At 68.5% G+C, this 15573-nt stretch carries 15 protein-coding genes; 5 read left to right on the plus strand and 10 right to left on the minus strand.

Annotated features, from left to right (window positions below; all coding sequences use genetic code 11):
* Positions 1-10 precede the first annotated feature (10 nt).
* Both AC04ME_RS12460 and AC04ME_RS12465 read right to left on the minus strand, forming a co-directional pair.
* Positions 11-1219, minus strand: coding sequence for an endo-beta-N-acetylglucosaminidase H (locus tag AC04ME_RS12460; protein ID WP_475435253.1), 1209 nt, complete (start codon positions 1217-1219; stop codon positions 11-13).
* A 180-nt stretch (positions 1220-1399) separates the two neighbouring features.
* Positions 1400-3031, minus strand: coding sequence for a fucose isomerase (locus AC04ME_RS12465; protein WP_079113723.1), 1632 nt, complete (start codon positions 3029-3031; stop codon positions 1400-1402).
* 182 nt (positions 3032-3213) lie between these two features.
* Here AC04ME_RS12465 and AC04ME_RS12470 point away from each other — a divergent pair, with 182 nt between their 5' ends.
* Positions 3214-3579 carry a hypothetical protein gene (locus AC04ME_RS12470; protein WP_042536822.1) on the plus strand — a complete coding sequence of 122 codons (366 nt, stop codon included), beginning with the start codon at positions 3214-3216 and terminating at the stop codon, positions 3577-3579.
* A 16-nt stretch (positions 3580-3595) separates the two neighbouring features.
* Here the strand turns inward: AC04ME_RS12470 and AC04ME_RS12475 are convergent, their stop codons facing one another.
* From AC04ME_RS12475 to AC04ME_RS12500, 6 genes are all read right to left on the minus strand, one after another.
* A complete protein-coding gene (locus AC04ME_RS12475; protein ID WP_475435255.1) occupies positions 3596-4591 on the minus strand; it encodes a LacI family DNA-binding transcriptional regulator in 996 nt (331 codons plus the stop codon).
* A gap of 65 nt (positions 4592-4656) precedes the next feature.
* Positions 4657-6354, minus strand: a complete 1698-nt coding sequence (locus tag AC04ME_RS12480; protein ID WP_475435257.1) for a long-chain-fatty-acid--CoA ligase — start codon at positions 6352-6354, stop codon at positions 4657-4659.
* Between the two features lie 59 nt (positions 6355-6413).
* Positions 6414-7283 carry a dihydrodipicolinate synthase family protein gene (locus tag AC04ME_RS12485; RefSeq protein ID WP_042536825.1) on the minus strand — a complete coding sequence of 290 codons (870 nt, stop codon included), beginning with the start codon at positions 7281-7283 and terminating at the stop codon, positions 6414-6416.
* Positions 7280-8935: a tripartite tricarboxylate transporter permease gene (locus AC04ME_RS12490; RefSeq protein WP_042536826.1), complete on the minus strand. Its 1656-nt coding sequence runs from the start codon at positions 8933-8935 to the stop codon at positions 7280-7282. The genes AC04ME_RS12485 and AC04ME_RS12490 overlap by 4 nt, the downstream gene beginning before the upstream one ends.
* Positions 8932-9468 carry a tripartite tricarboxylate transporter TctB family protein gene (locus tag AC04ME_RS12495; RefSeq protein WP_042536827.1) on the minus strand — a complete coding sequence of 179 codons (537 nt, stop codon included), beginning with the start codon at positions 9466-9468 and terminating at the stop codon, positions 8932-8934. The genes AC04ME_RS12490 and AC04ME_RS12495 overlap by 4 nt, the downstream gene beginning before the upstream one ends.
* Positions 9469-9544: 76 nt before the next feature.
* A complete protein-coding gene (locus AC04ME_RS12500) occupies positions 9545-10513 on the minus strand; it encodes a tripartite tricarboxylate transporter substrate binding protein (RefSeq protein ID WP_042536828.1) in 969 nt (322 codons plus the stop codon).
* Positions 10514-10675: 162 nt separating this feature from the next.
* Here AC04ME_RS12500 and AC04ME_RS12505 point away from each other — a divergent pair, with 162 nt between their 5' ends.
* From AC04ME_RS12505 to AC04ME_RS12520, 4 genes are read left to right on the plus strand one after another with little or no spacing between them, the layout of a single operon-like run.
* Positions 10676-11836 carry a PP2C family protein-serine/threonine phosphatase gene (locus AC04ME_RS12505; protein WP_309691797.1) on the plus strand — a complete coding sequence of 387 codons (1161 nt, stop codon included), beginning with the start codon at positions 10676-10678 and terminating at the stop codon, positions 11834-11836.
* Positions 11833-13794: a glycosyltransferase family 2 protein gene (locus AC04ME_RS12510; RefSeq protein WP_475435260.1), complete on the plus strand. Its 1962-nt coding sequence runs from the start codon at positions 11833-11835 to the stop codon at positions 13792-13794. Before AC04ME_RS12505 ends, AC04ME_RS12510 begins: the two co-directional genes overlap by 4 nt.
* Positions 13778-14110, plus strand: coding sequence for an STAS domain-containing protein (locus AC04ME_RS12515; protein WP_042536831.1), 333 nt, complete (start codon positions 13778-13780; stop codon positions 14108-14110). The genes AC04ME_RS12510 and AC04ME_RS12515 overlap by 17 nt, the downstream gene beginning before the upstream one ends.
* Entirely contained in the window at positions 14100-14534 is a 435-nt protein-coding gene (locus AC04ME_RS12520; protein WP_052492811.1) for an ATP-binding protein, read from the plus strand. The genes AC04ME_RS12515 and AC04ME_RS12520 overlap by 11 nt, the downstream gene beginning before the upstream one ends.
* A 49-nt stretch (positions 14535-14583) precedes the next feature.
* On the opposite strand, the gene AC04ME_RS12525 is transcribed toward AC04ME_RS12520, so the two are convergent.
* Complete coding sequence (locus AC04ME_RS12525; protein ID WP_475435262.1) at positions 14584-15249, minus strand: GntR family transcriptional regulator; 666 nt, start codon at positions 15247-15249, stop codon at positions 14584-14586.
* Positions 15250-15323: 74 nt separating this feature from the next.
* The coding region (locus AC04ME_RS12530; RefSeq protein ID WP_475435264.1) for a DoxX family protein at positions 15324-15573 on the minus strand (250 nt) is incomplete at its 5' end.

The raw sequence follows: 15573 nt of genomic DNA on the forward strand, positions 1-15573 counted from the left end.
TCTCAGGTGATCACTTCGACAGGACGAACGACACCTCGGTGGCGTTCCCAGCGACGTCGACGACCCGCAGCGTGTTCGCGCCAGTGACCGCTCCGAAGGCGCCCGACTTCACGAAGTTCAGGTCGCTCCACTCGTTGTCTGTGAGATCCTTCTCGACGCCGTTGACGTAGAGCCTGTCGATCTTGCCCTCGTCGTAGAGCGTGAAGCTGACCCGCTGATAGCCGACCGCCGCATCGCCCTTCGTGAACCGCGCGCCCTCCTTGACCGTGACGGTCGGGGGCGTCGTGTCGCGGGGCGCCGCCCGATACTCGGTCGCCTCGCCCTTCAGCGCCTCGGTGATGCCCGAGAGATACGCCGACTGGTCGGTCGCGGTGAGGTTGTAGGCGACATAGACACCGTAGCCGTCGGCGACAGTGCGGGTCGCGAAGTCCGCGGCGGTGGCTGCGCTCGTGTTCGCCAGGTCGATGGCCGCAGCCCCGAGCAGACCGCGGTCCTCGAGGCCGGGAACGACGGGCGCATCATAGGTCGGGTAGTAGGGGTTCCAGGCGTAGTCGAGCACACTCGCTGCATCGAACAGCGTGAAGTCGGTCGTCGTATAGGTCGGGCCGATCGCGTACAGGCTGATGATCTTGTCGGGGCCGAGGCGGTCGCGCAGCGCGGTGGCCAGCCATCCGAACGACTCCGCATTGGGCTGCGGCGTGCCATTGGCGCCGTAGTTCGTCCACTCGTCGTCGAAGTCGATGCCGTCGAGCCCATAGGTCGTCACGGCGTCGGCGAGCTGAGCGGCGAACGCATCGGCCTGCGCGAACGAGGTGAAGTTCGCGAAGCCGGCACCCTGGTGGTTGCCGAGCACCGAGAGCAGCACCTTGGTGCCCTTCGCCTGCACAGGACGGATCTGCGTCTCGGCATCGTCGAGCGTCTCGGTGACCCGCTCGTTGAAGTGCAGGTATGCCTTCTCACCGTCGTAGTTGATGTTCGCAGCGAAGATCATCGCCATGTCGATGGCTGCATCGCCGGACTCGGCGAGCGTGTAGTCGGCGACGTTGGCTAAATCGTTCGAGTTCACCTCGACATAGACGGCGAGCTTCGGGTCGGCCGGCTCAGCACTCTCGGCGGCAGCCCCCAGCGAACCGGTGAGAATGCCTGCAGCAGCGGTCGCGAGCACCCCCAGCCCGGCGATGCTCTTTCGCAATCGGTGATTCCTGACGTTCTGACTCATGACGGATCGTCTCCTTCGGCGTCGTTGTCGAATCCGGCCGCACCGTCGCGACCTGCGGCCGACTATAGCGCTTAAGTACGCCACGCGGAAGAAGTCCGGCCCGACAGCCAGGAGGGGGCGGATGCCGCAGCATCCGCCCCCTCCCCCSGTCGCCCTCCGGAGCTCACCCTCACCCAGCGGTCAGATCGTCACGTCTCCGACCAGGTTGACCTTGATGCCCATGCCCGCGAACATCGCAGCCTTGGCGACCAGCGCCTTGTCGGCCGTCTCGGCATCCGGCGCATAGACGAGCTGAGCGTGGTTGGCCTTGTGCCGCGCCATGAACTGATCGCGCGAGATGCCGTGCAGCACCACGTGCGCGATCGGCCACTCGGGGTTCGTCGCATCCTTGCGGCGCTGGGTCTCCTCCGCCGGGAGCTCGACGACGGAGGCGCGGAAGATGTCGGCCTGCAGGATGCCATCGGCGATGAACACGCGCGACAGCACGATCTCGCCGGGCTTCGAGACGCCGTTGATCGTCGCGCCGCCCGCCGGGAAGAACACGTGGCCCTGACGCCATCCTTCGGCGTTCTGCCAGCCGCCGAGGTGCGACGCGGGCACCGACCCCGAGATCTCGTAGACCCAGACGAACTGGCCGTCGTGATCTTCGCCCCAGCGCACGTCGTGCAGGGTGTTGTCGGGCACGAGTCCCATCGCGCGCCACACCCGATCGGTGACCAGCGCGTCGACCGCGACGCCCTCGTCGGCCTCGTTGAAGTGCGGGAACGCACGCCCCTCGTGCAGCACGCGCGAGCCGTCACGGGAGGTGACGGGCGGGCGCTCGGTCGAGTTCAGGATCCCCTCGGCCAGATCCGATGCCGGAACCAGGTCCTTCAGGCCCTGCTGATACTGGATGCCGACCGCGTCGAGGCCGAAGTCGTCGGCGATGCGGAGCGCGGCGATGTACATCTTCAGCTGCCACTGCACCTGCTCGCGGGTCAGCTCGGTCTCGGCGTCCTCGCCGTACCGGAACGTCATGCCCGCGTCGATCAGCCAGTCGTAGGCGGCATCCGCCTCGTCGTCGCCCACCTCGAGCATCTCGGCATACAGAGCCGACTGCGAGAGGCGCTCTTTGTAGATGCCGGTCTTGTTGAGCAGCTCGTCGTCGAAGATCGCGTTGTACATGCCCATGCAGCCCTCGTCGAAGACGCCGATGATGGCCTTCTCGGCGCGAAGCTCGGCGGCCAGCGCCTCGCCCAGCAGCTTCTCGGGGCTGTCGGGAAGTTCGGGCAGCGGGCGCACGTGCGACGCGTCGTGCGTGATCGAGCCGGTCTCGGTCCACTCCTCGATCCCGGCCCGGAACCAGTCGTCGGTGAAGTCGACCGACCAGATCGTGGCGTAGGGCTTGTCCATCTTGGTGAGGCCGGCGTTCAGACCGAGGAGCCCGACGAGGCCGGGCCAGTCACCCGCGAAGTTCGCGACGGTGAGGATCGGACCCTCATGCGTGCGCAGACCTGCGAGCACGTGATGCGAGTACTGCCACACCGCCTCGGCGACGATCAGCGGGGCATCCGTCGGGATGTTCTTGAAGACCTCGAGACCCATGCGCTGGCTCGAGATGAAGCCGTGGCCGGTCGCAGGGTCGACGTCGTTGGCGCGGATGACAGTCCACCCCAGGTCGTTGAAGACGCCGGTCACGCCTGCTTCGAGCTCGACCTGCACGGGCCAGCCGCCGGTGTTGGCGGCTTCGCGCAGGTCGCCCGAGGCGATCAGGTACGCGGTCTTCGGCGCGGACGCCGGTCGGGATGCCGGTGCCGGCAGGGTGTAGGTCATGACTCGCGTCCTCCTTGATCGCACGTGTTGTGCCACTGTACGTGAAATCGGTTTCAGACCGCAACCGGCCATCCGTTCTGCACTGTCGCCAACATCGCCGACTTGTGCACACCGAGTGTGAACTCCGGCATACAGCGCGGGAGCCCGGTGACATCCTGAGTTCCGCGCCGAACAATGGAGGTATGGACTTGAGCGATCCGCAGGCCTGGACGATGATCGGCATCTTCGCGAGCGCGATGCTCGGCGGCATGACCCTGATGACGACACAGTTCAGCCGGGTGCTTCGCGCCGAGATCGGGGGCCTTCGCGGCGAGCTCGGCGGCGAGATCGTCGGCCTTCGCAGCGAGCTCGGCGGCGAGATCGGAGGGCTTCGCGGCGAGTTGCGCGGCGAGATCGACGTGCTGCGCACTGAGATGCGAGCCGGTTTCGAGGTGATGAACGTGCGGCTCGACTCCCTCGACACCCGACTCACTCGTGTCGAGGGCAAAGTCGACGACCTCGACACCGAGCTCACGCACCTCGCGACCCGGTTCTGGCGGTCTCAGTGAGGGACCGCGGGTGCTGTCAGCCCCTGGCCGTGGCGACGGCGCTGGCCGGCTGGATCTCGTTGCGCAGCACCACCGTGCGCGACGGCTGATCATCGCCGCCGATGCGCTCCAGCAGCATCCGCGCCGCCGTCACTCCCATGTGACGTGCGGGCAGCCGCACGACCGTCACGGCTGTGGGCGAGAGCGTCGTGAAGGGCAGCGAACCGATCACCGCCACGCCGACCTGCGGCGGGGTCAGGCCCTGCTCGGTCAGCACCTGGATCGCTCCGACGCCGATGAGGTTGTTGCCGGCCACCACGGCATCAGGCGGCTCGGGGAGTGCGAGCAGCTGCTCCATCGCCTCTCGCCCGCCGTCGACGCGGAACGTGGTGAACCGCTCGAGGTCGTCGAGGTCGAGATCCGGATGCGCTGCGCTCAGCGCCTGTCGCCAGCCCGCGGCCCGTTCGGCCGCCGTGTCGATGTGCTCGGGACCGCCGATGTAGGCGATGCGCCGGTATCCGGCATCGATGAGGTCTTTCGCGGCCGAGGCGCCGGCCGCCCGGTTCGCCATGACGACGCCGTCGATGTCGTAGGTCGTGCTGCGGTCGACGGCGACGACCGGCCGCCCCGTCGCGAGGATGCCGCGGAGGTCGGAGCGCTCGTCGGCGGTTGCGATGATCACGCCGGACATGTGCTCGGAGATCGCGATCTGCAGATAGGTCGCCTCCTTCTCGAGCTGCGAGTCGGAGTTGCAGAGCACGACCGAGTACCCGGCCTCCGAGGCGACGTCTTCGACACCTCGGGCCATCTCGGTGAAGTACGGGTTCTCGATGTCGGGGATCACGAGGCCGATGACCTCGGAGCTCTGCCGCCGCAGGGTGCGAGCGGTGCGGTTGGGGGTGAAGCGCAGCTGTTCGGCGGCTCGACGCACCGCCTCGACCTTCGACGCCGAGACGCTGGTGCCGTTGAACACGCGCGAGACGGTGGCCGGCGAGACCTGCGCGAGTCGAGCGACGTCGTAGATCGTGACCATCGGCACACTGTAACCGATTTCAATCCCGTCGGGGAGCTCGCGATCGGGCGCACGAGGTCCGACGGTCAGTCGGCGAGCATCTGATCCCGCACCTGCCTGCGCAGCACCTTGCCGATGAGCGAACGAGGAAGATCATCGACCGCCGTGATGCGCTTGGGCACCTTGTAGGGGGTCAGCCGGGTGCGACAGAAGTCGCGCAGCGCGCCCGAGTCGAGTGTCGCACCCTCGCGGAGCACGACCGCGGCGGCGACCTCTTCGCCTCCGCTCGCTCTCGGAAGACCGACCACGGCGGCGGCGGCCACGTCAGGGTGCGCCTCGAGCGCATCCTCGACCTCGCTGGGCGAGACGTTGAAGCCGCCCGTGATGATGAGCTCCTTGAGGCGGTCCACGATCGTCACGAAGCCGTCGGCAGAGACCTCGGCGATGTCGCCGGTGCGCAGCCAGCCGTCGGCGAGCAGCACGTCGGCGGTGTCGCTGGAGCGGCCCCAGTAGCCCTGGAACACCTGAGGTCCGCGGATGAGCAGCTCACCCCGCTCGCCCACCGGCATGTCGACGTCGGTGTCGGCAGGATCGACGACGCGGATCTCGGTGCTCGGGAACGGCACGCCGACGGTGCCGGGGCGGCGGCTGCGGCCCATCGGGTTGCCGAGCGCGACGGGCGAGCTCTCGGTCATGCCGTATCCCTCGACGAGCAGGCCGCCGGTCGCCTCCTCCCACCGCTGCACGGTCGCGACCGGCAGGCTCATCGCACCGGAGATCGCGAACCGGACCGTGGAGAGATCGATGGTCCCGCGTGACGCGGCACGCGCGAGCTGGTCGTAGATCGGCGGCACGGCAGGGAGGAAGGTCGGCGGACTCGTGCGCGCCGCCTTCGTGACGAGGCCGAGGTCGAAGGTCGGGAACAGCACGAGCTTCGCGCCGATGCTCATCGCGAACGTCAGGCACAGCGTCATCCCGTAGGCGTGGAACAGCGGCAGCACACCGTAGAACGTCTCCTTGCCGTCGACGAGTCCTGGCACCCATGCGCGACCCTGCATCGCGTTGGCGCGCAGGTTCGCGTGAGTGAGGATCGCGCCCTTCGGGTCGCCCGTCGTCCCACTCGTGTACTGCAGCAGCGCGGTGTCGCCCAGCGAAGGGCCCTCGATGCGACGCGAGAGCGGACGATGGTCGACCAGCTTCTTCCAGGCCAGCGCGCGACGCGTCTTCGGGGTGGCTGTCAGCTTGGCCCTCGACGCCCGCGCCTTGGGTATGGGCAGTCGCAGGAGCATCCGCTGCGAGGCGGGCATCGCCTCGGTGAGGTCGACGCTCACGATGTGCTCGACCCGCAGGTCCGAGGGGAAGTCCGCGATCGTGTCGACCGTCTTGTCCCAGACGATCGCGACCTTCGCGCCGTGATCCTCGAACTGGTGCCGCAGCTCCCTCGCCGTGTAGAGCGGATTGTGCTCGACCACGATGGCGCCGAGACGGAGTGCCGCATAGAAGACCACGACATGCTGCGGGCAGTTGGGCAGCACCAGCGCGACGCGATCGCCCTTGCGCACGCCCAGGCGCCGGAGCCCCTCGGCGGCGCGCGTGATCTGATCGCCGAGCTCGCGGTAGGTCGTCACCGCGCCGAAGAACTCGAGCGCCGGGCGACGCGCGAATGCGGAGACGCTGGCCGCCATCATCTCGGGCAGCGTCTGAGTCGGAGCCTCGATCTCCGCAGGAACGTCATCTGCGTAGGAGGCGAGCCACGGCCGGGATTCGTGCGGGTTGACGGACATGTCCTCCATCCTGCCCCGGTCGGCTGTGAGGCGCCCCCGCCCTGCCCCGACGCACGCGTCTAGCGGTGCACCGCCACGACCCGCGCGACGGCCTCGCGCTCGGCATCCGTCGGCTCGGCGATCGCCATGCGGCAGTGCGTGTCGACGACGTCGAGCACGCGGTAGGCCTCCTTCATGCGCGCCATGTCGCCACCGATCAGCGACACGACGTCGTCGACGGCGGCCTGGGCTGCGGCGATCGCATCCGCATCCCCTGAGCGGCCGGCGTCGGCCAACGCGCGGAACGGCTTGGGAGTGACGGAGGAGACCCCTGAGACGACACCCTGCGCACCCGAGCGCACCGCAGCGATCAGGTCGCGGTCGGCGCCGGTGTAGAGGTCGAAGTCGTCCGGGACCGCAGCTCGGTAGGCGGCGATCTCGTCGAGAGACAGTTCACTGACCTTCGCGCCCACGATGTTCGGCAGCGCGGCCAGGCGCGTGAGCAGCTCGACCGACACCGGATTGCCGCTGCGCGCCGGGTAGATGTAGACGTAGAGCCGGCCGTCGCCGACCGCTGCCGACAGCGCTTCGAAATAGTCGAAGATCGACTGGTCGGTGGCCTTCAGGTAGTAGGGGGTGAGGGCGGCGAACTCGGTCGCACCGAGGCCCTTCGCGATCTCGACCAGCCGCAGCGCCTCGAACGTGCTCGGCTGACCGACATGCACGACGACGCGCATGCGATCCTTCAGCTCGGCCAGCGCCGCCTCGACGATCGCGGCGAACTCGATCGCGTCGATCGCGGGGAATTCGCCCGTGGTGCCGAGGATGAACGCGCCCTCGTTGCCTGATTCGGCGACGAAGCGGAAGATCGCTCGCGATCCCTCGAGGTCGAGTGCACCGTCGCTGTGGAAGGCGGTCGGCACGGCGGTGAGGATGTCGTAGCGGGTCACTTCTCGTTCTCCTTGGAGTTCTTTCGGGTCTTTCGCGGGCGCCGCGCGGGAGCGTCGACGTTGCGGACGGTCGAGGTGAGCAGATCCGGGTCTGCGGCGAGTTCGCCGTGCGCCTTCTCGATCTGCTCGCGGCTCTCGGCGGGGAGGATCGACTCCGAGAGGGAGGCCCGCTCGGCGCGCGGGGTGCGGGCGGCTCGGATGGCCGGCATCACGATCGACAGCACGGCGAGCACGAGCAGCACGATCGCGATCGGGCTCACCACCTCGAAGAACGGACGCGTCGGCAGGATCGCCAGGGTGCGAGCGAGGTTCTCTTCGGCGAGCGGTCCCAGAAGAAGGCCGAGCACGATCGGGCCGGCAGGCACCTGCATCCGCTTGAGCAGCACCCCGATCACGCCGAAGACGAGCATGGTGACGACCGTCGAGAGGCTGTTCGAGGTGGCATACGTGCCGATGATGCAGAAGATCAGGATGCCGCTCCACAGGTACGGCTGCGGCACGTCGAGCAGCTTGACCATGCCCTTCATACGGACGAGGCTCAGCGCCAGCGAGAGCAGCGTCGCGACGAGCATGATGCCGACGATCGAGACGACCAGGTCGGGGCGGTTGGTGAACAGCGTGGGTCCGGGCGTGATGCCCCAGATGATCATCGAGCCGATCATCACGGCCATCACCGAGTCGCCGGGGATGCCGAGGGCCATCGTGGTCGTGAGCGAACCGCCGAGCGTGGCGCTCGAGGCCGTGTCGGAGGCGGCGACGCCCTCGATCGACCCCTTGCCGAACATCTCGGGGTGCTTCGACGCCTTGCGCGCGCGCTCCCATCCGATGAGTCCGGCGATGTCGCCACCGGCCGCGGGGATGAGCCCGACGCCGAGTCCGACAGCGCCGCCGACAGCAGTGGCGCGTCCGCTCTGCTTCAGCTCGGCCCTGTTCGGCCACCAGCGGCCGAGGCTCGAGATGGGCCGCACGTTCGACTTGCGGTAGGTGAGCAGCTGGTCGAACAGCTCGGCGATGCCGAAGAGCCCGATGATCACCGCGATGAAGTTGACGCCTTCGACGAGCTCGAGCACGCCGAAGGTGAAGCGCTGATCGGCCGTCGCCGCGTAGGTGCCGACGGTGCCGAGCATGAGCCCGAAGAGTCCGGCGAGGATGCCCTTGAGCATCGACTTCGACGAGATGCCGATCATGATCGAGATGCCGAAGACGACCAGGGCGAAGAGCTCGGGCGACTTGAAGTAGTCGCGGGCGAAGCTGGCGATCGGCACGGCTGCGACAGCGAACAGCACCAGCGAGGCGAGGATGCCGACGGCCGAGACGATCGCCGAGATCGTGAGGGCGAGACCGGCGCGACCCTGCTTCGCCATCGGATAGCCGTCGAGGGTCGTGGCGATCGAGGCGGGCGTGCCCGGGGTGTTGATGAGGATCGACGGCACCCGGTCGCCGAAGTTCGCGGCCACGTAGATCGTCAGCAGCACGGCGAGACCCTGGACGGGCTCGAGTGTGAGCGTGAATCCGGCGGCGAGCGCGACCGCCATGGTCGCGGTGATGCCGGGGAAGGCTCCGACCATGAAGCCGAGCAGCAGCCCGACGAGCATGTAGAGCAGGATCGAGATGTCGAGGAGCGAGTTCAGCCCCTCCATGAGCGCGTTCACAGGGGAATCCTCAGGAGCATGCCGAACACGACGTAGACGAACGCGGTGACGGAGGCGGAGTAGATGATCAGGCTCAGCCAGCGGCGGTGGCCGTAGAGGAGCATGAGAGCGGCCATCAGCACGGCGGCGGCCACCGGGAAGACCTCGATGCGGTACCCGAACAGGATGACGGTGCCCAGCGACCACACCGCGATGAACGCTCCGGTGATCGCGAGGGTGGCGACGACCCTGACCACACCGCCGGGCTGGATGCGGTCGAGATCCTCGCGCCCCGGCGCGGGCCGGGTGACGGCGAGCGCCAGGATCGCGAGCGAGATGACGACCGCCGTGACGGCGATGACCATCGGCCAGAAGCGCGCGTCGATCTGACCCGGGAGCGCTTCGCGGCGCAGCGGGATCTGCGTCGTGAGGAAGAGATACCCGGCGCTGAAGGCCAGGGCGACGGCCCCGAAGACGATCTCGAGCGGTCTGGACGCGGGTGCGCCCTGGTGTTCGTCCTGCTCGACCGCGGATGTGGCATCGGCGTGGGACATGGTGCTCCTTCCCTGGTCTGACGTCGGCGACTGGCTGCGGGGCCGGCGTGGCGGCCGGCCCCGCAGTCCGGGCCGGTCAGCCCAGGAGGTCCTTGAAGAGGTCGAACTGCTCGTCGACGAACGTCGTCCACTCGGCGGAGTCGCGGTAGACCACGAGGTTGCCGGCGTCCTTCTGGAACTGCTGGTAGGTGTCGGACTCGACGGCTTCCTTGACGGCTGCCTCGAGCTCGGTCTTCACGTCGTCCGGCAGACCCTTCGGGGCGTAGATGCCGCCCCACCCGCCGAAGACCACGTCTTCGCCGATGGCCTCGTCGGCCGTCGGCACGTCTTCCGCATCGGGGTGACGCTCATCGTTCAGGACGGCGAGGATGCGCACGGCTTCGCCCTGTGCGAGAGCCTCGCCGAGGCCCGACACCGCGGCGACGGTCTCACCGGAGGCCGCGGCCGCCACGGCCGTGGCTCCACCGTCATAGGGCACCGGGGTGAAGTCGGCGCCGGTCGCGTCGCCGAGGCCGATCGTCGCGGCCTCCCAGATCGAGCCGGCTCCGGAGTTGGCGACGGTCACCGCGCCGGACTCCGCCTGGGTGACGAGGTCTTCCAGCGTCTCGATCCCGCTGTTGGCGCCGACCGTGACGACGCCGGGAGCCAGCATGATCTGACCCAGGAGGTCGAAGTCCTCGGGCAGGACGTTCGCGCTCTGCGTGGTGTTGAGCATCGCGATCTCGACCGGGGCGAAACCGATGACGTAGCCGTCGGGGTCCTGCGCTCCGACGTACTCCATGGCGAGCGCACCTGCGGCACCCGGCATGTTCTCGGGGATCACGCTCACGCCGAGGATGCCCTCGAGTTCGGTCGCGAGGGCCCGGGACGACAGGTCGGATCCCCCACCGGGGTTGGCCTGGATGATCAGGCGGATGTCGTTCTCCGGAAAGGTCGACGCTGCTTCCTCCCCCTCTTCGACCTTCGTGCAGGCCGACAGGACGAGAGCGGTGGCGGCGACGGCCGCGAGGGCGGCGGCCGCCCGGGTGATGCGCTTGCGGGGCATCTTTGCTCCTCTACGTGGGTCGACCTTGTTGTCGACTCCCTGACCGTACCAGTGTTGACTGTTAACAGTCAACACTGCTGCCCTGTGCACCTCCCGCGAGGCTCACTGTCCTCACCGCCCTCCAAGATGCCAGTATGAGAGCAGCTACGAGGGAGGCGGAGCATGTTCGACGAGCTCAGAAGACAGCAGGCACTGGAGGAACTCGGGATCCTGGACACCCCCCGGGATGAACGAGTCGATCGCGTGGCCCGCCTGGCGAAGCAGATGTTCGGCGTGCCGATGGTGAGCGTCTCTCTGCTCGACGGCGACCGCCAGTGGCGCAAATCCGAGATCGGCCTCGGCGGCGACGAGGCCCCGCGGCAGGATTCGTTCTGCGACTACACGGTCGGCCAGGACCGCACGGTCGTGATCGAGGATGCCAGCGCGACGGAGACGTTCGCCACGAACCCGTTCGTTGTCGGCGACCCGCACCTCCGGTTCTACGCCGGCCACCCGCTCCACGCACCCGGCGGCGAGCCCGTCGGCACGCTGTGCGTGCTCGACACGGAACCGCACTCGTTCTCGGAGGCGCAGCGCGGCCTGCTCCGCGACCTCGCCTTCTGGGTGCAGAGCGAGATCGCCTCCGACGTCGAACTCGATCAGGCCACCCTGATCCAGAGCGCCCTGCGCCCGCAGTCCATCCCCACGATCACCGGATACACGGTCGCGGGCGGCGGCGCCTCGCGCGGGCGCCTGGCGGGGGACTTCTACGACCTGCGCCTCCACGACGGGGCTCTGCGCATCACCCTCGCCGATGCGATGGGCAAGGGCACGGGACCCGCCATCGTCGCGGCCGGAGTGCGCGCATCGCTGCGCACGGCACCCGAACGCAGCATCGCCGAAGCGATCGCCGACGCCGACCGCCTTCTCGAGGAGGACCTCTCGGAGACGACGATGTTCGTCACGGCCGTCCATGCCGAGCTCCAGCCCGAGACCGGCGACCTGGAGGTGATCGATGCCGGTCACAGCCTGGCGTTCATCCTGCGCAGCGACGGCTCGTGGGAGCACCTTCGTTCGACCGGGCTGCCCCTCGGAATGGGCGCCGCACTGCCCGACCAGGGCGCTCGGGAGTCGCGGCGCACCCGCCTCGAACCCGGTGACGCGTTCGTCTGCTGCAGCGACGGGCTGCTGGACGTGCTCGACGCCGATGACCCGTTCGCCCACGTGGCCAGAGTGCTCGACACCCTCGGCCCCGACGGGGCGATCGGCGAGGCGCTCCGGCTCATCTCGGACGACAGGGCGACCGACGACATCACCGTGGTCGTGGTGAGGCGCGACGCATGACAGCTCGCTTCGCCGCGATCCGGGTGATCGCTGTTCTCTCGGTGCTGCTGGGAGTGAACTACGTCGCCTGGCGGTGGCTGGAATCGGTCAACTGGTCGGCGTGGTGGATCGCTGTGCCTCTCGTGGTCGCCGAGACCTACAGCCTGATCGACACCTTCCTCTTCTGCCTGACGATGTGGCGGGCGAAAGAGCGCCCGGCGCCCGTCTCCCCGCCCCAGGGCACGGTCGACGTGTTCATCACCACCTACGACGAGCCGATCGAGCTCGTGATGACGACGGCCCGCGCCGCACGTGGGATCGCCTACCCGCACACGACCTGGATCCTCGACGACGGGGCCCGCCCCGAACTCGAGCGGGCGGCTCGCGAGGCCGACATCGGCTACCTCACCCGCTCCGACGACTGGACGGGCAAGCCGCGCCACGCCAAGGCGGGCAACCTCAACAGCGCGCTGTTCGAGACCGACGGGGAATTCCTCCTCATCCTCGACGCCGACCAGATACCCGACCCGCTGATCCTGCACCGCACCCTGGGGTATTTCGCCGACGATCCCGAGGTCGCCGTGGTGCAGACCCCGCAGTGGTTCGTCAACGTCGACGAGGCCGACCCTCTCGGCAGCCAGGCTCCGCAGTTCTACGGCCCGATCCAGCAGGGCAAGGACGGCTGGAACGCGGCGTTCTTCTGCGGATCCAACGCGGTGCTCCGTCGCGACGCCCTGATGCAACTGGGCATCATCGGCTACGTGCGCGAGGTGACCGACACCGCGGCCCGCGCGCTGCGCACGTCGGAGACCCTGATCGAGAAGGAGATGCGCTCGGCATCCGATCCCGAACTCCGTCGCGAGCTCTTCGCGCTGCACGTGGCGATCGGCCGGGGTCGTCGCGATCTCGCCGGCGGCGCCCCCGTCAGGGAGGTCGCGGACGCCGTGCTCGCTGCGGTGCACAACGCGTCGGTGATCCTCGTCGCGAAGGACCTCGCGGGGATCCGAGCCGATCTCGCAGAGCTCGGCTCGCTGCCGATCGCACACGACGCGCAGCTCGACGCGATCGTCGTCGACGAGGTGGGCCTCACCGCACTCGCCGACTCCGACCTCTCCCCCATCAACGCGCTGGATGCGGTCAGGGCACTGCTCGACGCGCTCCGGCTCGATCGAGGCGACGAGGCGCAGCCGATCCTCCCCCTCGCCACGATCTCGGTGACCGAGGACATGGCCACGGCCATGCAGCTGCACTCGCTCGGCTGGCGCAGCGTCTATCACCACGAGATCCTCGCCAAGGGCCTCGCCCCCGAGGATCTGCGCACGATGCTGACGCAGCGACTACGCTGGGCGCAGGGCACCCTGCAGGTCATGCTGCGCGACAACCCGCTCGCCAAGCGCGGGCTGTCGATCGGTCAGCGGCTGATGTACTTCGCCACGATGTGGAGCTACCTGTCCGGGTTCGCCGCTGTGGTCTACCTCACGGCGCCGGTCGTCTACCTCGTCTTCGGCGTGCTGCCGGTCACCGCCTGGTCGGTCGACTTCTTCGTGAGGTTCCTCCCGTATTTCCTCGTCAACCAGGTGCTGTTCCTCGTGGTGGCCAAGGGGCTGCGAACGTGGAGGGGGCAGCAGTACTCGCTCGCGCTGTTCCCTGTCTGGATCCGCGCCTGCTGGTCGGCGTTCGCCAACGTCGTGCTCCACCGCCCGCTCACATTCGCCGTGACGCGCAAGGACGGACGGGATCCACGAGGGGTGCCGTGGCGGGAGATCTGGCCGCAGCTGACGGCGATGGTCGTGCTCGGCATCGCTCTCGTGATCGGTGTGACCCGGGTCATCATCGGCACCGGCGACGGGACGGGCACTCTCGTCAACACGGTGTGGGTGCTGTACGACCTCGTCGTGCTCAGCGTCATCATCCAAGCCGCCCGCTACCGCGGACCGGCCCGCACCCTCGAGGAGGAGAACCATGGATCTCAGAACTGACATCAGAGACGGCTTCGCCGTGATCGCCCTGTCCGGCCGCCTCACCGCGACAGGAGCGCCCCTGCTGCGCAAGGCGGTCAACGACCTCGTGGCCGGGGGCGATTCCCGGATCGTCATCGACATGACCGACCTGCAGTTCGTCGACTCCTCTGGTCTCGGCGCTCTCGTCGGCGGACTCAAGAGCGCCAGGGTCGCGGGCGGCGATCTGCGCATCGCGGCAGTGCCCGAGGCGGTTCGGACGGTGCTGCACCTGACCAACCTCGACCGCGTCCTGCTCGACCACCCCACGCCCGAGACGGCGTTCGATGGGCGCTGACCGGCGCACCGCGCACGTCGCCGGCCTCGCTGGGCCCGCCTTCGTCGAGCACGTCCTCGACGCCCTGGACGCGCTGTGGGAGGCATCTCCGCACGTGGCCCCGGAAGACCGCACGCTGTTCGCGCTGGCGGTCAGCGAGGTGTCCACGAACATCGCCGCGCACGGCGAGGCCGAGGGCGAGCCGGATGCCGGCATCACCGTCGAGGTCGACATCGCGGTGGCCGACGATGAACTCGTCGCCACGTTCGTCGACACGGCTGATCCGGCCAGGATCGACTGGGATGCGGTGGCGATGCCCGGCGTCGACAGCGAGAGCGGACGCGGTCTGGCCCTCACGACGGCTGTGCTCGACGATTTCGAGCACAGCGTCGATGCGACCGGCAACACCTGGGTGCTGCGACGCCGTCTCGCACCGCACGCCTGAGCCCGGCGCCTGGCGCCGCGCGGCAGCCGCTGTCAGGCGGCAGCTGCTGTCAGGCCGGCCGGTCGGCCAGTTCGCTGAGCATCCGATCGCGCGCGCCGTCGAGGTGCGCGGTGAGCACTGACGCCGCCTCCTCGGGCGTGCCTGAGCGCATCACGTCCATGAGCTTCATGTGGTCGTCGGAGGACTCGTGAAGGTCGTCGTCGTGGTTGATGGTGACCTCGAGGAGCGACGCGAAGGTCGGCAGATACTGACTCCACGCACCCTGCAGGCGCGGATGGTCGGCCAGCACGTAGATCTCCGAGTGGAACTCGAGGTCGGCGGCGACGAACGCCGCATGGTCGCCCGCGTCCGCGGCCTGACCCATTCTCTCGACGGCGGCCGCCATCGCCGCCCAGCGCGCGTCGTCGTCGACTCTCATGGCACGTGAGAGCGCGAGCTGCTCGAGAGCGCCGCGCAGACTGTAGAGCTGATCGACGTCGTCCTGCGAGAGACCCGTGATGTACACCCCGCGCGGACRCTGCACTTCGACGAGCTTCTCGAAGCTGAGCTGGGTGAGGGCGTCACGGATCGGCCCCCGGCTCACCGAGAACTCCTCGGCGAGCGCCTCTTCGGTGATGCGCGCGCCGGGCGAGAGCTCGCCTCGGACGATGCGCTGACGCAGGACCTGCGCCACCTGTGCGCCGAGGGACTCTCCGCGCTTGACGGTCTGTGTCACGGTGACCTCCTGTTAACTGTTGACAGGATACACACCGGCAGAGGGGGCGTCCCGTGGAACGCCCCCTCTGCTCGTCAGCTGAGCCAGGCGGGCACCCGGCCGCGCAGGAAGGCGCCGTCGAGCGAGAAGCGCCCAGCACCCGTGAACGCGAGAGCCAGCGCGGCTGCACCGAGCACGGCGACGAACTCGTATCCGCCTTCACCGACCCAGAGCCCCGCGGCGAGGTGCACGAGGACCAGCGCCACGACCATGTCGATCGCGAGCAGGATGCCGGCCAGGCGGGTGAAGAGGCCGAGGACCAGCAGGATTCCGCCGATCAGCTCG

The organism is Microbacterium sp. LjRoot205, from assembly GCF_056175745.1.

Bases quoted from the DNA above. Each gene is read 5' to 3' on its own strand.
- AC04ME_RS12460 (WP_475435253.1), bottom strand. From the start codon at position 1,219: ATGAGTCAGAACGTCAGGAATCACCGATTGCGAAAGAGCATCGCCGGG.
- AC04ME_RS12465 (WP_079113723.1), bottom strand. From the start codon at position 3,031: ATGACCTACACCCTGCCGGCACCGGCATCCCGACCGGCGTCCGCGCCG.
- AC04ME_RS12470 (WP_042536822.1), top strand. From the start codon at position 3,214: ATGGACTTGAGCGATCCGCAGGCCTGGACGATGATCGGCATCTTCGCG.
- AC04ME_RS12475 (WP_475435255.1), bottom strand. From the start codon at position 4,591: ATGGTCACGATCTACGACGTCGCTCGACTCGCGCAGGTCTCGCCGGCC.
- AC04ME_RS12480 (WP_475435257.1), bottom strand. From the start codon at position 6,354: ATGTCCGTCAACCCGCACGAATCCCGGCCGTGGCTCGCCTCCTACGCA.
- AC04ME_RS12495 (WP_042536827.1), bottom strand. From the start codon at position 9,468: ATGTCCCACGCCGATGCCACATCCGCGGTCGAGCAGGACGAACACCAG.
- AC04ME_RS12500 (WP_042536828.1), bottom strand. From the start codon at position 10,513: ATGCCCCGCAAGCGCATCACCCGGGCGGCCGCCGCCCTCGCGGCCGTC.
- AC04ME_RS12505 (WP_309691797.1), top strand. From the start codon at position 10,676: ATGTTCGACGAGCTCAGAAGACAGCAGGCACTGGAGGAACTCGGGATC.
- AC04ME_RS12510 (WP_475435260.1), top strand. From the start codon at position 11,833: ATGACAGCTCGCTTCGCCGCGATCCGGGTGATCGCTGTTCTCTCGGTG.
- AC04ME_RS12515 (WP_042536831.1), top strand. From the start codon at position 13,778: ATGGATCTCAGAACTGACATCAGAGACGGCTTCGCCGTGATCGCCCTG.
- AC04ME_RS12520 (WP_052492811.1), top strand. From the start codon at position 14,100: ATGGGCGCTGACCGGCGCACCGCGCACGTCGCCGGCCTCGCTGGGCCC.